Annotated in this window: 16 protein-coding genes; 11 read left to right on the plus strand and 5 right to left on the minus strand. The window is 36.9% G+C overall.

The window, feature by feature from the left end; genetic code table 11:
• Window positions 1-245: 245 nt before the first annotated feature.
• The 4 genes from F6K06_RS31445 (at window position 246) to F6K06_RS31460 (ending at window position 2,252) form a co-directional block, all read left to right on the plus strand.
• Window positions 246-1,154, plus strand: coding sequence for a dienelactone hydrolase (locus F6K06_RS31445; protein ID WP_287288340.1), 909 nt, complete (start codon window positions 246-248; stop codon window positions 1,152-1,154).
• 148 nt (window positions 1,155-1,302) lie between these two features.
• Window positions 1,303-1,899: a hypothetical protein gene (locus F6K06_RS31450; protein ID WP_205127327.1), complete on the plus strand. Its 597-nt coding sequence runs from the start codon at window positions 1,303-1,305 to the stop codon at window positions 1,897-1,899.
• Window positions 1,896-2,063 (plus strand): hypothetical protein, encoded by a 168-nt coding sequence (locus F6K06_RS31455; protein WP_205127328.1) that lies wholly within the window; start codon window positions 1,896-1,898, stop codon window positions 2,061-2,063. The genes F6K06_RS31450 and F6K06_RS31455 overlap by 4 nt, the downstream gene beginning before the upstream one ends.
• A 36-nt stretch (window positions 2,064-2,099) precedes the next feature.
• The gene (locus F6K06_RS31460; RefSeq protein WP_205127329.1) at window positions 2,100-2,252 is read left to right on the plus strand and encodes a hypothetical protein; all 153 of its coding nucleotides are present in this window, start codon (window positions 2,100-2,102) and stop codon (window positions 2,250-2,252) included.
• Window positions 2,253-2,780: 528 nt separating this feature from the next.
• Here F6K06_RS31460 and F6K06_RS31465 read toward each other — a convergent pair.
• Entirely contained in the window at window positions 2,781-4,016 is a 1,236-nt protein-coding gene (locus F6K06_RS31465; RefSeq protein ID WP_124155257.1) for an SGNH/GDSL hydrolase family protein, read from the minus strand.
• A 678-nt stretch (window positions 4,017-4,694) separates the two neighbouring features.
• Between F6K06_RS31465 and F6K06_RS31470 the strand changes: the two genes are divergently transcribed.
• Window positions 4,695-4,883, plus strand: a complete 189-nt coding sequence (locus tag F6K06_RS31470; protein WP_124144383.1) for a hypothetical protein — start codon at window positions 4,695-4,697, stop codon at window positions 4,881-4,883.
• Between the two features lie 664 nt (window positions 4,884-5,547).
• Here F6K06_RS31470 and F6K06_RS31475 read toward each other — a convergent pair.
• The 4 genes from F6K06_RS31475 to F6K06_RS31490 form a co-directional block, all read right to left on the minus strand.
• Window positions 5,548-6,129 (minus strand): hypothetical protein, encoded by a 582-nt coding sequence (locus F6K06_RS31475; RefSeq protein ID WP_124144384.1) that lies wholly within the window; start codon window positions 6,127-6,129, stop codon window positions 5,548-5,550.
• Window positions 6,130-6,999: 870 nt separating this feature from the next.
• Window positions 7,000-7,185, minus strand: coding sequence for a hypothetical protein (locus F6K06_RS31480; protein ID WP_124144385.1), 186 nt, complete (start codon window positions 7,183-7,185; stop codon window positions 7,000-7,002).
• A 282-nt stretch (window positions 7,186-7,467) separates the two neighbouring features.
• Window positions 7,468-8,688, minus strand: coding sequence for a DUF790 family protein (locus F6K06_RS31485; protein WP_124144386.1), 1,221 nt, complete (start codon window positions 8,686-8,688; stop codon window positions 7,468-7,470).
• Window positions 8,689-9,242: 554 nt separating this feature from the next.
• Window positions 9,243-10,259, minus strand: coding sequence for an AraC family transcriptional regulator (locus tag F6K06_RS31490; protein ID WP_240038887.1), 1,017 nt, complete (start codon window positions 10,257-10,259; stop codon window positions 9,243-9,245).
• 694 nt (window positions 10,260-10,953) lie between these two features.
• Between F6K06_RS31490 and F6K06_RS31495 the strand changes: the two genes are divergently transcribed.
• From F6K06_RS31495 to F6K06_RS31520, 6 genes are all read left to right on the plus strand, one after another.
• Entirely contained in the window at window positions 10,954-11,997 is a 1,044-nt protein-coding gene (locus tag F6K06_RS31495) for a DMT family transporter (RefSeq protein WP_240041638.1), read from the plus strand.
• 401 nt (window positions 11,998-12,398) lie between these two features.
• Window positions 12,399-13,226: a shikimate dehydrogenase gene (locus F6K06_RS31500; RefSeq protein ID WP_240038889.1), complete on the plus strand. Its 828-nt coding sequence runs from the start codon at window positions 12,399-12,401 to the stop codon at window positions 13,224-13,226.
• On the plus strand, window positions 13,204-13,329 hold the full coding sequence (locus tag F6K06_RS31505) for a hypothetical protein (protein WP_275670332.1): 126 nt from the start codon (window positions 13,204-13,206) through the stop codon (window positions 13,327-13,329). Before F6K06_RS31500 ends, F6K06_RS31505 begins: the two co-directional genes overlap by 23 nt.
• Before the next feature lie 98 nt (window positions 13,330-13,427).
• Entirely contained in the window at window positions 13,428-14,192 is a 765-nt protein-coding gene (locus F6K06_RS31510) for a class I SAM-dependent methyltransferase (RefSeq protein WP_124155258.1), read from the plus strand.
• 232 nt (window positions 14,193-14,424) lie between these two features.
• Complete coding sequence (locus F6K06_RS31515) at window positions 14,425-15,225, plus strand: TIGR01459 family HAD-type hydrolase (RefSeq protein ID WP_124155259.1); 801 nt, start codon at window positions 14,425-14,427, stop codon at window positions 15,223-15,225.
• 9 nt (window positions 15,226-15,234) lie between these two features.
• Window positions 15,235-16,089: a glycosyltransferase family 2 protein gene (locus F6K06_RS31520; RefSeq protein WP_124144390.1), complete on the plus strand. Its 855-nt coding sequence runs from the start codon at window positions 15,235-15,237 to the stop codon at window positions 16,087-16,089.
• The last annotated feature ends 668 nt before the right edge of the window (window positions 16,090-16,757 follow it).

Raw genomic sequence — 16,757 nt, forward strand, 5'->3', positions numbered from 1 at the left:
AAATCACTTTTTTTTAGTGGTCACTTTTTGGGGCTGGCCTCTCCGATGCGATCGCACCTCTGAGTATTCTATCTCAGGAAGAGGGCATTGCTCCTACTGGTCACTTATTTCTGCCATCCTGCACTAGATCGGTTGAGTCATTATCTGATTCTTCTAGGAGCGAAGTTCAGATAAACATTCGAGCTTTTTACCGAGCAACCAAAGTTGAGAACGCTCAACCACCATACGATACTATTAATCTAAAAGTGTTCTACCCAGGCAAAATGTCAGGTAGTGAGCAACAACAAAATCAGGGTATTGTACCTGCAGATCGCCAACAAGCTCCTTTTCCAGTAGTGATTTTATTCAATGGCTTTAACACCAACCCCGAACTTTACAAATGGCTAGCTATTAAGTTGTCTGAACGAGGAATGGTAGTAGTAACATTTGCCTGGGTTGCAGAAAACTTTCCTGGTATAATTAGCCTGACACCAGGGATTGATATTGCAATGTTAGCTCCTGATACTTATGGTACTGCTCCCACTGCTTCAGCTTTACCAGCAATCCTCAAAGAGTTAGACCGGATAAATTCAGACGGCATCCTAGCTGGTATGCTTGACCTAAAAAAAATTATTTTGGGTGGACATTCTGCTGGTGGCAGGGTGGCAATAGAAAGTGCTAGTCCTAACTTTTTTCCGCAAGTGGTAGCTGCTTTTGGTTATGGAGTACATACAGCAGCAGGTACAATGTTAGGATATGAAGCAGCAACAATTTTACCCCTGCCAGACTTACTGCCGCTGTTGTTAATAGGTGGTACTTGCGATGGAGTTATTGCTAATAGTAGTAACCTTTATGATACTATTTGGGAAGAAGCTACAACACCAGTATCGCGGACATTTGAGGAAGCAATTTCAGGAGGAAGAAATGATAGCTATTTGATGTTAGTTCAGGGAGCTAATCACTTTTCTTTTGCTTATCCATTTGATCCTACAACAGGTACATCTTTTCTCGACTTTCCTGCAACTCAACCAGAAGATGAAATTCGTTCTCTCATGGCAGAAACAATAGGTTTATTTATTGATGCCCACGTTCGTCAACAGGCAGCAGCATTTGATAAACTGAAGGAACTACTTAATAATGGTCATCCCTTAATTAAATCATTGGAACGCAAATAATGTCTGAAATGAAATCAACACAAATTAATCAACCCGGTCTCGTATTAATCAACCCGGTCTCGTACTTACACCTGGCGCTGAAGGTTGGTGGGACTCCGAACGCATCTCCTCACCACGCGTAATTCATAGTCCAGATGGCACCTGGAAAATGTGGTATTATGGGAGCGATGCCAGTTTTGACCGCCAAATCAATTTACCAACAGGTCGTTGTGGTCTGGCTATTTCCTCTGATGGCGTCAAATGGGAAAGAGTAAAAGGTCTCCTAACAATGGGAGCTATATTTGAACCTCACCCAGACGAAAATAGATTTGATTCTGCTCATGTTGGCGTGAGTGATGTCTACTTTAGTGACGGTCTTTACTGGATGTGGTATTTGGGTGGCGATCGCCAAGTTCTAGAAGTAGGAAAGTTTCAAGCTAAAGGTATTCAGATGCTTCCTGGTTGTGCAGTTTCTCGCGATGGCATTAATTGGGTGAGATTGGAAGGTCCTCACCGAGGTGCATTCCTGAGTCCTGGTCAACCAGGAGAATTTGATGCTTTATTTTGTGCTTGGCCACAAGTCCTTCGAGATAGCTCGTCCTGGAAAATGTACTACCACACCCTAAACCCAGAAAGACTATTTTTAGTAGGTTTAGCGGTTTCCCAAGATGGTTTTCAGTGGGAGAAAGTCGGTCAAATTTTAGGACCAGGAGAACCGGGAAGCTTTGATGAACGTGGTATTGCTACTCGTCACGTCCTGAAATGAAAATAGATGGTCAGTATTTGATGTTTTACGAAGGTGTTAACCAGAGTGGATATCATTCTATTGGTTTGGCTATTTCTTCTGATGGCATTGACTGGGAAAAACAACCAGGTTCAGAAACTGGTGGGTCTATTTTTAGTCATGCTCCTAAAGGTTCTGGTCGTTGAGATGCATAGGCGATCGGTACTCCTTGTGTTGTACCGATGGTAGATGGTAGTTTTCGGATGTACTATATCGGTGCTAATGAAGGAGGTCACGATGAGTTATCAAGTCAGCATCAAATAGGTTTAGCAGTTAGTGATGGTTCTAATTTTCGCAAGTGGCATAGATGGGGGGAGTCGGGAGTGAGGGAGTAGGAGAGTGAGGGAGTAGGGGAGTGGGGAGTGGGGGAGTAGTAAAAATAAGAATAATTAGGGCTTGCTGATTAAATCTCAAAGCATTGACTGATATTGGTTTTAGCATTTTTTGGTCAAAAAAAGTGCCAGTTTTTCAGCGGAAAAAGCTCAAAAAGCTAGTATTTTGGGACGATTATGCCAGAAAAATCACTCTTACAATTTTTCCGACTACCTCCTCTATGATTCCCATTTCTCCTGAACTCCTGTCTTCTCCCCCTACTAAAACACTTTTGAGCGCAAACCCTAATTAATGCTAATACCAATTTGAAAAAAGAATGCTACAAAAAGGTAGATGTCGATCGGATATGCTTAAAAATAGCTGCTCTAGTTCATTTTATATTAGGACTAAAGCCCAACTACGAGCTTGATTATAACTTTTTCCCTCTTCCTTCTTCCTTCTTCCTTACCTTTGCTATACAATACCGATGCTACCGGACATGATATGACTCCTGACTCCTGCTAATTACAGCAATGCTACCGGATTTGATATTAGCCTTCAGAAGCCTCCAAAATACTAACCAATTCTGAAATCTCTGTAATAGATTTTATTGCTGTATCTGCCAAAAAATTATGGCCATTGGTAGTAGGATGTATGTTATCAAAGAATAAAAAATCATCGGGGTTAATTGCTCCAGAAGCTAAGAAATTATCCGTGACATTCGTAAAGCCAAAATCAGTAGGGTTAGCAATAATATTGTCAACGATAGTCTTAAAATCAGGGCTAATAATATTAATATTCGGGTCTTGCTCTAATATTTGGGAAGCTGCTGCTAACCCACTATTGTGACCTTCACTTAATAAGCTTAATCCCTGTTGTTGTTCTGGTGGTAAACTCTGTCCGAATGGAGTCAAACCTAGATCGGGCAAGTTTGGCAACAGAAAATTTCTGGCTCCAATGCTTGCTAGCTTATTTACTGCCACTGACAAATTACCCACACTTGACTGTACACCTTGGGTGCTACCTCCCAAATAATCATTTGCACCTGCCCACACTACATACAAAGCATCAGGATCAGTTTCTGGAGTCTCTGCAATAAAATTGTCAATTTGTGTCTGCAGTCCAATTAACAGTGGGGGAGTACCCTCTGGCAATAGATTATTGGTATTATTCACAAATCCTGTGGTGGCTCCATTTACTGCAAAATTGAGACTAGAGTTAGATGTTAACTCTAATTGTGGTGCAAGAGTTTCTATCCATAGAGGGCCGTTGCTAGTGCGACCTTGAAAATAGGGAGGACTGGGTGGTAACAGACCGCCAGTAGCAACAAAAGCATTACCTGTATCAGACAAACTATCGCCAAACACATAGATATCGCTGAATAACGAACGTGGCAACCGTCCTTCAAATTGACCAGCATTGAGAAAGTGTTCTGTTGCTGTCAGTGAGGTAGTTACTAATGCTTCAGCAACATCTGAGTAACGGTCTAGATAAAAACTGGTGTCTAATAAAGTACTGGGGTTACGTTGTTCAAATTGACCAAAATTGATGAAGTGTTCTGTAGGTGTCAAAAGATTTTGTTCTACAGCAGCAGCAACTCCAGGGTTATTAGCGAGATAGAAATTAGTATTGAAAATAGCGTTGGGGTCGCGACTTTCAAATTGACCAAACCTAATAAAATGGAAAAAGCCATTACTGACTGTGCCATTGGCGACTGCTTCAGCCACTCCTGGGTAGGTTTCTAAATAGAATTGTTCATCAAATAGTTCGTTGATAGTTAATGCCATTGGTGATTTTGCTCAATTTTTTATATTTCTAGAAGGTATGGTTTATAGTGTTTATCCTATCATTTAAACTGCAAAAAATACTCGTTATAAATGGCAATAAACTCTGACTTCAATAATGTTCATGACTTACGCATAACTACCACTTATGGTAGAGGTTAACGGCTATTAACCCCTATAAATCGTGTATAATTTCGTCTTTTGTGTAAGTCCTAATGTTAACAAAGTAAATCAGCCACAAGTGAAAAATAGGGGTTGCACATTATGGAATGATATTACCAAAAATCAGTTTAGACTTTAACTAAAAAAAACTATTAATTAGTCATTTTAGCAATTATAAAATCCAAAATCCTGTTCATCAAAAATATAAAATCATTCGTCACTGTGCAACGCCGAAAAATAGATATTTCCAAAGAGGGAATAGGGAATAGGAAATAGGGATAAAAATTGATTTTATTTTTGATTTTTGGAGATGTCTATTAGTCAGATACTGGGTATGAATTGACGTAATATAAGTCTGAAATTGAGGATTTTCATGATCAGGCATTAGTAACGTTGTCATGGCAATTATCAAGAGGATACTAATATTTGGTAATGATCATCAAAAAAATTAGAAGTGATTTAGCAATCTCTCTCTGTATTACCGAATAATCAAGGTTTAATACCAAGAACGATAAATGTTTGCTACAAATAACTAGGGGATTTTTTAGGAGTCAACCCACCCCTAACCCCTCCCCCTCCCAGGAGGGGGAGTCAGGAGTCAGGAGTCGTATGGGAATGGCTTCAATACCACTTTTTAGGTTGGAAATCATCTTTTTTGTCAAAGGGATGTCTCCTGAAAATTATTTTTATCCCTCTTACTATTCGTAACATTCTTTTTTCAAAATGGTATAATACCAAGAACGATAAATGTTTGCTACAAATACGAACGACTTTTGCTAGTAGTAAGTAGTCAATAATCAGTAGTCAGTAGTTAGTAGAAATAGCTTGAATCTTGTTGATTACCAGAAAATTTATATTTTTCATCAAATAGATATCCTAGCTCAAGTCTTTTGGCTGGTGCTTATTATTGGTAACATTCTTTTTTCACGCTTGGTATAAAGCCTCTCTTTTAAAGAAAAAAAATTTCTCCTTTTAGTCAATCCTATTGGTTTTCAGAGAGAGGTAATTGTTAATTATTAATTATTAATTGTTAAATTTGATGTATAGCAATCATAAATCATTTGTAAAAAATCTCAGGATATATAAAAACCCTGAAACTTTTACCCCTATTCCCTGTTTCCTAAATTCAAAGATTTTTTTTCATAACTGAAATAGGATTGCTATAGATATAGCAAGTTAGCATTGAAGTGCATCAGTAGTCAGCTTTTTAGTATTTATGAATAGGCTTGAGAAAGTACATCCCAAATTCTGTTTTTTTTAGTAAAAAAGACGAAAGATTCTTAATAAGAATATGGATTATCACATCAGATAACCCATCATAAATACCATAAACAAACTTATTTATGTACTTGCCTGTTTCTTCCTGCAATTACTAATTAGAGGTCAAAAGCACAAAATCAGTTACTTGATCTCCATTGTAAGTCCGCCAATGTTCTGATACTTGAAAAAACTGTTCATTATTTGGAGTTTGATTCACAATTCTGAAAATTTCTGAAGGATAATTTTTTTCTTGGCAAGGTTGATTTTTTCTGAGACTAGCAACTAAGTTTTCCATAAATTGATACCCATCACAAAAGGCATTTGGTGGATAACCCATTTCTCCTTCACTATAAGCTTTTCCAGCAATATAAATTATATTGTGATAAAAAGAATGTGAGTCCATCTGCTCTATATATCTGTGTAATTTCAAAGGTGATGGCGCGATTAAGTAGACATCTTCACAGTCAGGTTCACAATACATCAATTCATCCCAACTTCTATAAGATTGTAGAGTTTCTCCTGACTCTAATTCATAACCTAAAGCAAACTGCATTTCATCTAATAATTCTGCTTCCCAATCTTTTTGAGATATTCGTTCAAGCCAATTATGAATAGTATTATATAGTTCCATCTCTGATAGGGAAAGCAAAGCTATTTTTACAGCTTCGGTATGTAGTTGAGTTTTGATTTTCATGACGTTACCTCCTGTTTTGTATAGTGAATAAACTTTGATTGAATTTATATTAGTTAGCTTTTCTGAAGGATATATCCTTCAGGATTAACTATAAATATTTAGCAGTATTCTACTTGTATAGGAAGTAGAAGATGATAATTTTAATTCCCCCTATTAACAGAGTTATCTTTTGAAGATTACTCCTATAATTTCGAGGAATACCATTTTCTTTCAGCTTTTTATTTCTATTACTCTCTAGTGGTCACAGAATAACTATTGATTTTATTGATCCCAATCGGTAAATCCATACACTTAGGTAGGAATTTCTTGTGGGTAAGAAAATTAAATAAGCAATTATACTGTTAGCACACTTTTTCATACTCCTCCGCTTGGAAGGCCCTTTACGACTTTGCGTTGTCATATCGGCCTTGAGTAGAGAATATTTATCTGCCAAAACTATTATTATAGTATATAAACAAATTTTTGTAAATCAAAATGTTGGCAGTGTGTATTGATTTTTGATTTTTTTTTTGACCTGACTGGAATATGAAATGACTAGTAAATCAAGGGCGATCGCCTGATATATAGAACCTATTTGCTATCTATTTATATAAAAGATAGGGAGTAGGGAGCATTTTTCTACCTTTTTCCCCTATTCTATTTCTGAATTTCGTGACTTCTGAGTTCTGAGTTCTGACTCCTATACCAAAAGCACATACCGCGCACAAAGATATCAAATGGGTTCTATAAATAAAACAAAGATTTTAGGAACAGACAAGATAGATTCTATATATAGAATTAACTCATTAATTGAGAAAGCAATGGAGATTAAGAGTAAAGATATAGCGGATAGTCTTTGAATAAAAGTTTTCTCTAGAGGCATTAATTTGCTTAACGCCGTTGTTCAAAACCCTTAGGAATGCTAGTTTTTCTATTTGTCACTTTTGAGAGAAAACCATCTATAGAAATATATATTCCCTGTTGATCTTCACTCCCTTCAGCAATAAATACTACGTTATCTTGATCAAATGCAGGGCAAATTCCAAACTGAGTAAATTTTCCTGTACCTTCTGGCATGGCAGTATTGTGGTTAGCTATAGTTTTTAGATAACCATTAATATAAAGGTAAATTACTTGCTGATTATTATTTCCTTCTCCTCGAAAAACAACATTACCATTCTCAAAGGTGGCACAAAATTTTGCATCGGTTAAGGTTTTTCTAGATTGAGAAATAGATTGACTATTTTCCTCCTGTCTCCTGTCTCCTGTCTCCTGTTTCCTTCTTCAAGTTCAATAAGTCAATTTTTCCACCGACAATCAATGTTTTTTGAACTATTATCAATTACCCATTACCGAACATTAAATAGATTCCAAAACTTCTAAGACTGATTTAGGTAATAACTTATCCTTAAACCAGACAATAGGTACTGGCACATCTTTCACTTTTACACCAGCTTTTTCCAAATTTAGTCGTTCAGAAACTGCCAATATTAAATTATCGCACTCAGCACTCTGCACCTGATAAAATTTCTTTTTTAAATATTCCGGTCGCCAATATCCAACTATTTCTAATAAATATGATTGCCCACTGGGATGTACCAGTCTAAAGTCAGGAATCATTACACTACCAGGAATTGGAATTAAATCAACTTCTCTTTCTAACTTCCACTCGGTTTTTAACTTAGCCCAACGTTCTGCAAATGATGCTTCTAACATACTATCGTAGGGTTTTCCTGGTGGATAATGACTAACTAGATCGCAATCAGAGTTAAGGCTAAATCGACCTTTTTTCCAAGCTCCACTATAGGTATCGCGATTTTGTAAGGTTGCGTGTAAACTCCATTTTGTAACGTGTAGTAATGCGGGCAACATTTTTGCTAGTGCTAAACCGTAACGAGTACTAGGTTTAAATAAACTATAAGGACCATCAATTGTAAGAGTAAAACCATGGTCAGCATCTCCTTCTATATAAGTCATTAATTGAAAGAGTTTTACATACCTAAATAAGAGTTTGTATTCTCCTGGGTCGTTGCGATGAGCATTCAATTCAATATGACTAGCTTTGTAAAAAATACCTTGTACTTGAGACAGATTATATCTATGTAATAATGCCTCTGATGTGGGAGCATCAAATTGAGTCAAAATTCTATTTTCTTGTAAGTCAGCATAGAGACCTTTTTTAATTTCATCAGGCACAACTTCTCGGTTTAATTCTTGACTAATTTGTGCGGCTAATTTTTCTAGAGTTAATTCTGTTGATTGGATACTAGGAACAACTTCTGCTGCTGTAGTAAAAACACGTTTTCTTAATTCTATTGGTTCCAGAGGACTGATAATTTCAAAAGTAGAAAAACTGCCTCTCAACATATGTGCTAATCCTCTTTTGAAGCGATAGTTGGGGTCATCTCCTTCAATTTCTTGTAAACGTTTATCGAGTTCTCCTTGAGTTTTGCCTACTGTTTCTTCAAAAGAGTTAATCATCTCTGTGGCAATGGCTAAATTTTTAGCATCAATTTTGAGTTTTTGAGGAATAATTGTTTCTCCTGTTTGCCGATGAGAAAGTAAGTCAGTTGGTAACATAGTTATTAAGTCAAAATTCAAAAGTCAAAAGTCAAAAGTAAGATTTTATCAGCTCAAAACTTTAATCCTACAGTATAGGAAATTATTTAACATTTAAAGTTTGAAACTATTTGTGACATCTTTAAAGTGAAGAGGTAATTATCAATTATCAATTAATGAAAATGTACCACCACCGAAATTCTTTATCCATAGCAAAATAGGCCATGATTTTTTGCTTAGTTTTCTAGGGTTGTTTTTTTATGTGTGAAAAAATCTGGCGTTCAAGATGTTATATCAAATCCGCCTAATTGCATATAGATCCAATAATGTCATAATCAGAATTTTAAGCTATTGATTATTGTGAGGTTATTTAACCGGATTTGGTATTACCCGATCCGTAGCTCTTGGGACGTTCAATTCATCTTTCCATTGACTAACGCTACAGAATTATGTTTGCACTAACATACCTCTCATGCTACTGTAACATACCTAACTGTCGAGGAGGACTGCCTATTCCTGCTTAATTCATCCATTCATTTACCAACGCTAAAAGTTTTGACTTTCAGTAATGCAAGCTAACTTTTGTAGTAGTGTTTTGCCAACGTCTCTGAAGGCAACTCCCCAAACATGGCTTTGTAATCTTGAGTAAAATGACATGGACTGTAAAACCCAAATTTACTGGCGAGAATGCTTATAGTACAATTTTCGGGTTCCCTTGCTTTCAGGAGTTGTCGCACTGCATTAAGTCGTCGCACCTTGAGATAACGCATCGGACTCACGCCAAATAAATCTTTAAAACCAAAAGATAACGCACAACTGCTAGAACCTAAATTTTGAGCTAGTTGTTTTAAAGTCAGAGGTTTTTCTAAGTCTGTTAACATTTCTTTTTCAGCTTGGGCAATCAACTTTTCTCTTCGGGAAGCTTTGAGGAAAGACTTGGAATTTAACTTAATGGGAATCTGACTAATCAACAAAGGAACGAAATCATCGGCAACCAGTTTTTCAATATGAGGGTTTTGAAACCAAGTTGGTTGGTGTACTGATAACCAAATCAGTTGTTTTAAGTAATCTTTAATTTCTTGTATTCCAGTTGGTAACAAATTCACATGACGTTTACTCCGGAAATTATCGTCTAGATCGTGGCGTTGTAGTCGATCTGCATAAGCATTAAAAGTTTCAACGGGCAGTATAAGCTCTATCACCGTTGCACCGTGAGGAAATACTGAGTCTATTTCTCTATGACCATTGAACCCAAAAATAGTTCTTTGAGGTTTAATAGGGCAACGAAAGGAGTAATATTCTTTTTCATTCTCAGACCAAATTATCGCGAAAGAGATGTATCCTTTTGGACTTTCACCTGATAATTGAACGCCTTGATTCGCTTGAGCGGACATGAAATGTAAGTTACCAACTTGAATTGATGAAAACTCAGCTAGAAGAGAACCGGGAGTGAGTTGTACGCTCTCGAGCCCTTGATAATAAAAAAACTCTTTGAAACCATCCAAATCTGTAAATGATTTGGAGATAATCTTCGGATTCGTCATCCCAGGAGCATCTTTAGTTTGGGTAATTTTACTATTGTTTGTATTCATAAATCAACTTACTTTTACACCACCACATCAAAAAAAATAATCAAACCAATTATAAATAAAATTTATATTTATTCAGATTTAGTTATTTAATTTGTATATATCAGAAAGTTATAATTTTCGTATATCTACAGAGATAGATTACCAGTAAACTAACCTTAAAGTCCTTGAATTACCCAATAACACAAGCTCATCCCAAGGCTACTTTGATTGTGGTTTGGGACATAGCTTGAATTTGTATTGGCCCTTTTAACAAGGTTTTAGTGATGTTTTTCAATAGATCGTCTTTTGTTATGAGGTTATACCCATGTCTTTTGTAAATAGAAAATCGGATTTTGATTAGGAAGAAGAGTACGCATACACCCTCGGAGTGCAGGCATTTATCTATGCGTTTCCTTGGGCTAGAAGTCGGGTTTAAGTCTCTAGGGGTTGATACATCCAATAAGTTTTATATTTTCCAAAGGTATAGCAGTACGCAAATAGGTTAGGACATTTTTAAATCCTGTTTGCGCAGCATGACCTAGGAAAACCCTTTTACAGTCTTCTGTTCCCTATTCCCTAGCGCGTAGCGCTATAAATGTTGTCTCTCATCTCTCCAGCACGGAGAGATGGTTATCGACACAAGCTAGCGGATTTGATATCACAACAGTTCGAGCAAAATCTGTCCTCAAAAAAATTATAGTAATTCAAGACAAAAGTGCTTTCAAATCAGGAAAATAATCAAGAAAAAATAGATATAAATCAACTCAATAATTTAAAAGATAATGAAGTAAACACGAACTTCATGTCGCAGACACAAACAATGGTCAAATCAAATTGGATAGGATTGATACTCTTGTCAACTGCCATTTTGATTTTATCTTCAGCTTCAATTTTGATTCGACTCAGCGAAAACGAACTCGGCCCTTTTGCCACTATCTTTAATCGTCTTTGGATTGCGATTATTGCTTTAGTAGTCTGGAAAACGTTCACGAAAGCACGCTCCCAAATCATTGAGGGTGTTTCCATTGAACCCGAAACCTACACGAAAAAAGATATAGTTCTGAGTGTAATGTCTGGTCTGATTAGTGTACCTTGTGTATTGTTATGGGCTTGGTCTTTAACAGAATCTAGCGTTACCAACTCTAACTTACTCCATAATTTAATGCCATTATTTGTCGCTTTGACTGGATGGTTGTTTTTAGGCAAAAAATTTGATTATTACTTTTTGAGCGGTTTAGTTTTGGGATTGGGAGGAACGATTTCAATTAGCATACAAGATTTCCAGATTTCTACAGATCACTTGATAGGCGATATAGCTGCTTTACTTTCTGCTTGGTTTTATGCAGGGACTTATATGCTTGTTGAAAAACTACGAGAAAAATTTTCGACAACTACAGTGCTTCTCTGGGCTTGCAGTATAGAACTATTAGTTGTTTTTCCTGCAACTTTGCTGACTGAAAATCAACTGTTTCCTTCTTCAATGAACGGATGGTTAGTCGCTATTGGGCTAGGTGTTTTCTGTCAAGTGATTGGTCAAGGAATTATGGCTTATAGCTTGAAGCAGTTTTCATCAGGATTTGTTTCTCTTTTTATATTGCTCGAACCCATTTTTACAGGCTTTTTAGCGTGGATTATTTTTGGCGAGGAATTAACACTTATGAATGGGATAGCTTTCTTAGTTGTTTTAACTGGAATTTACTTAGCTCAGTTGAGTCAAAGTGTAAACAAACAAATCTTGATTCAGGATGAAATTATTTAAAAATTCTCGAAACCTTTACAACCCATCCCAAGGCTACCTATTAGAGTTGTCGCTAAATAGAGGGAAAAAATCGCTCCAACCTAGACAGAGCAATAATTTCAAGGCCTTTTTAGGTGCCAATAGCTACAATCCTTATATAACAAGGTTTTTGGGGGTTTTTGAAGTTATAAAGCGACAAGTCTATTATATAGAATTCGGTTGAAAAGTCGTCATTGCGACGACAGGAAGCAATCTCAGGGGTTTCACGAGATTGCTGCCTTCCACGGAGTGTAAGTCGCAATGACGCAGGCTATAGCAATTATCCGGATTCTATATTACTGCTAGTCCAGTAAAACATCTGTACAATATAAATTTTTTAACTCATAGTATACACACAAAAGTCTCCAAGTACTGTTAGCTCAATCCAAGAATTTAAACTTGCCTATTTTGGACGTGTTCTCTCTCATAGTCGTTTAGGAGAAGTCTACAAACTCTGCTGTCATTCACAGGGAATAGACCTAAAACTTCGACAGTTTGAAGTCGAGCCGAAAGAATTAAAAGCAAAGATGTTAAACCTAAAATCACAATCAGGTACACACATTTGCATCACCGTGCCTTATAAAGTTCAGGCTTTTGAATTGTGTGATTTTTTGACAGAGCGTGCCCGTCAAGCAGGTTCGGTTAATATTATTCGCAATCAACAGGGAGTATTTTACGGTGATAATTCTGATGGAGAAGGTTTTATCAGAGATGTCAAAAGTAACAATAGACTATCTTTTCGCAATAAGAAATTATTAGTCTTAGGTGCTGGTGGCGTGTTGCGGGGAATGTTGATGGAGCTTATCGATCAGTGTCCTAAAAGTATCTTAATTTGTAATCGAAGTCAAGAACGTCTCCAAAAGATTAAACGGGATTTTCCTTTTGATTTGATTAGCACTTGCACTTATAAAAATATTCCTCAAGAGCCTTTCGATTTTATTATCAATGCCACGTCAGCTAGTATTCAGGGACATCACTTACCCTTAAATCCGGCTATCATTGGCCCAGAAACTCATTGTCTGGAGTGTGCTTACAAAATTGCTGAACACACAATATTTCAGAAATGGGCATTCGCTTCTGGGGCGAAATCATCAATTAATGGTTTGGGAATGCTAGTCGAACAAGCCGTAGTTGCCCTAGATTTCTTTTCTAATCTTTCTATCAATTCTAGTCCAATCTTGAAACATTATGAGCGTCAAAAGTCCAACTGATTCCTGGCATGAACTCGGCGATCGATTCGATGTTTTTTTTATTGATTTATGGGGTGTGCTAATAGATGGCGAGCAATGCTTTCCCTATGCTGTAAATGGTTGACATTTCTCAAGAGTCAGGGAAAAACCGTTGTCTTGATTAGTAATACACCAATACCAATCTCTCACTTGTCAAATTAGAATTATAGGTTAGCTGGAAAAATGAAGAAGCTTAACATGAACGAATTTATTAAGAATATCTATGAAGCGGACTCGGTTGTAGGGCGTAGTGGCAAAGTTCATAAACTACACTCCACGGTTGATCGTGAAGAAGGTGAGTTTCTATTTTCTATCATTAATAGTGATTCCACGATCCGCAAAACTTTAGAAGTCGGCTGTGCATACGGACTTTCTTCCCTATATATTTGCTCAGGCATAAGTGAACGACCAGGCGCTTCACACACTATTATAGATCCTTTCCAAAATACCCAATGGGATGGTGTTGGAATCAAGAAATTGGAGGAGGTAGGAATTGATTTCTACAGCCTAATCGAAAAGAAATCAGAATTTGCGCTTCCCAAACTATTAGAAACAAATGAAGGTCAATTTGATTTCATTTTTATAGACGGATGGCACACTTTTGACCATACACTGCTAGATTGCTTCTATACAACTCGACTGCTAAGAGTAGGGGGTATTCTTGCCATTGATGATGTATGCTTTCCATCAGTGAAGCGTGTTGTTGATTTCTTAAAGAATTACCCGTGTTACGAAGAAGTGGGAGTGGTTGGGAAAAAGCTTACAAAATCATGGAAGGAAGTCGGTACAAGGTTTATATTGTCTTCAATTAAGCAAGAAAGATGGGCAAACATCCTATCGAAGAAATTGTATGGGGAAATATTTGAAGATCAAGAGAATAGAATGGTCGCACTTAGAAAAATCCAAGAGGATCAGCGAAACTGGTACTGGCATGATGACGCGTTTTAAAGACAAAGTAGATAACAAGGCAACGGCAATGGAACGTAGCTTCATTGCCTCCGGTGAGCTAATCTGGAGTGTGCTTACAAAATTGCTGAACACACAATATTTCAGAAATGGGCGATCGCTTCTGGGGCTAAATCATCAATCAATGGTTTAGGAATGCTAGTCGAACAAGCTGTAGTTGCCCTAGATTTCTTTTCTAATCTTTCTATCAATTCTAGTCCAATATTGAAGCATTATGAGAGTTAATAGTTTTATTGATTCCTGGCATGAACTCGCCGAGCGATTCGATGTTTTTTTTATTGATTTATGGGGTGTGCTAATAGATGGTGAGCGATGCTTTCCCTATGCCATAGAGTGGTTGACATTTCTCAAGAATCAGGGAAAAACCGTTGTCTTGATCAGCAATACACCAACAATTGGGGCATCTATGTCTGAGCAACTCTTATCTCTGGGTATTAGCCAAACACTTTATCAAGCCATTGTTACTTCTGGAGACACAACTCGATATCTGCTTTCTGCTGATACAGCGGCTAATAAAACAATTGTTGGTTCCCATTATTATTACATGGGTGAAGCTCAACATGAGCAGTTATTGCAGGGTTTACCCTACTCGCGAGTTAACCAACCTCAAGAGGCAGAATTTATACTGCTAACGGCAACAGATTCTGCTTTTGAGTCTCCTCAAGATTTTCAAGTTTTTCTAGAAATAAAAGTGACGATGCTATGTGTCAATCCTGATTTACATACTCTTTCACTCCTAGGAGAAAAGCGATTTTGCGCAGGTTCGGTTGCCCAAATGTATCAACAACTGGGCGGAACAGTGATTTACATCGGCAAGCCTTTTCCAGATATATTTGCCCTAGCTCATTCCCATGTCAACTTTGTAGATAAGGCAGGTATCGTCATGGTAGGTGATACGCTTTATACTGATATCAAAGGTGGGCTTGATTATGGGTTCAAGACAGCTTTAGTGAACAAAAAGTTGTCATCTCAAGATATTAAGCCTGATTATGTTTTCATGCAATTTACTCAATAGTCTGTATCTATGTTTAGTTTTGTAATCCCTTGCTACAATGGTAAGGCTGCTCTCAATAATACACTGCAATCCTTATTTTGGCAGGAAAAATCTATTCCATTCGAGATTATCTTAGTAGATAATAATTCTAGTCGGGATAATCTTGATGAGCTTTATGAAGCCTACAAAGACAAGCTCAATCTCTACTTAATTAAGCAGCCCAAGTTAAAAACTACCTACGCCCTAAGTCGTACTCGTAATCTTGGCTTGAAACTCAGCCAATATCCTTGGATGATTACTCTAGACTCCGACATTATCTTGCCTCCCCACTATCTAACAAAGCTAAGTGCCTATATCAATACAACGAATCGAGATCAAAATGTTTTATTAACAGCAGAACGTATTTTTATCAGTCGTGGTGATATTGAGCCACTGACATGGGACAAACTAACAGAAGCAGTTCCCATTGCAAGTTCTTCTAACTATAATCGTGTTGAAGATCGAAGACTTCCTTACCTCAAAAAATTGGCAACGACTCCTCATCCTTGGGCATTCTTTCATGGTTGTAATACCATTTTTCAAACCCAGAACGCCATTGAAGCAGGTGGGTTTGATGAAGAATATGATGGGCATTGGGGATATGAAGATATTGATTTTGCTTACCGCATCATCACTCGAACCGACTGTAAACCCCTGTACTTGCCCTCCATTTACTGCTATCACCAAGAAGAAGAACATTCTGCCCCAACAAATCTTGATCGTTTCGATAAGTCCAAAAATCCTAATTGGACACGCATCTGTAATCAGATTCCCGGTTTCAAAGAATTCAAACGTCAACAATACCAATCTCTCACTTGTCAAGAACTCAAATTGGATGAATCATAGAAAGCCAGAAATGTTTAATGCTAAAACAAAACTTGACATATTCAATTAAACCAATGCGATGAAAGCCAATTTTTACCTGAACCAAATTAACTTTTTAAACTAATGAACATAACTTATTTATTGACACATATAAGCTTGAAGATAGCGAAGTTTATCTAATAGACTTCTTGCAGAAGTCAGGGAATAGGGAATAGGGAATAAAATTGTTGATTTCATATCTTGAATTGATTTTATTTTTTATTTTTGGAGATGTCTAATATTTTCTCTCCATACTCTGGAAATATTTCTATAGTGTATTGCTTGGCTCCCTATCCCCCATCTCGATCCGTCTTCTCATAAGTGGAGAAATCCAGAATATTAATAAGTCCCTTTATCAAAATTAATTCAGACTATGTTGACACTTTTACAAATATCAAACTCTTCAGCTATATACTCATTCCCTTGGCTTGAACAGGGAGGACTTTTAGCGATCGCAATAGCTTTAGGATTCTTTTTATATTTTGTAGTATTCTCTACGCTCAAGTCTTTCTTTCGCCGTTCCAGCAATGAAATAGGTATTTTAACTATAAATAAATATTTTGCAAACTCCTCTACTAATACTTGTTGTCATAATTGCTCTAAAAGTATTAACTTACAGTTTAGGGGTGTTAGAAAATTTACCTTTCATT

This window comes from Okeania sp. SIO1H4, assembly GCF_010672695.1.
Lineage (GTDB): Bacteria > Cyanobacteriota > Cyanobacteriia > Cyanobacteriales > Microcoleaceae > Okeania > Okeania hirsuta.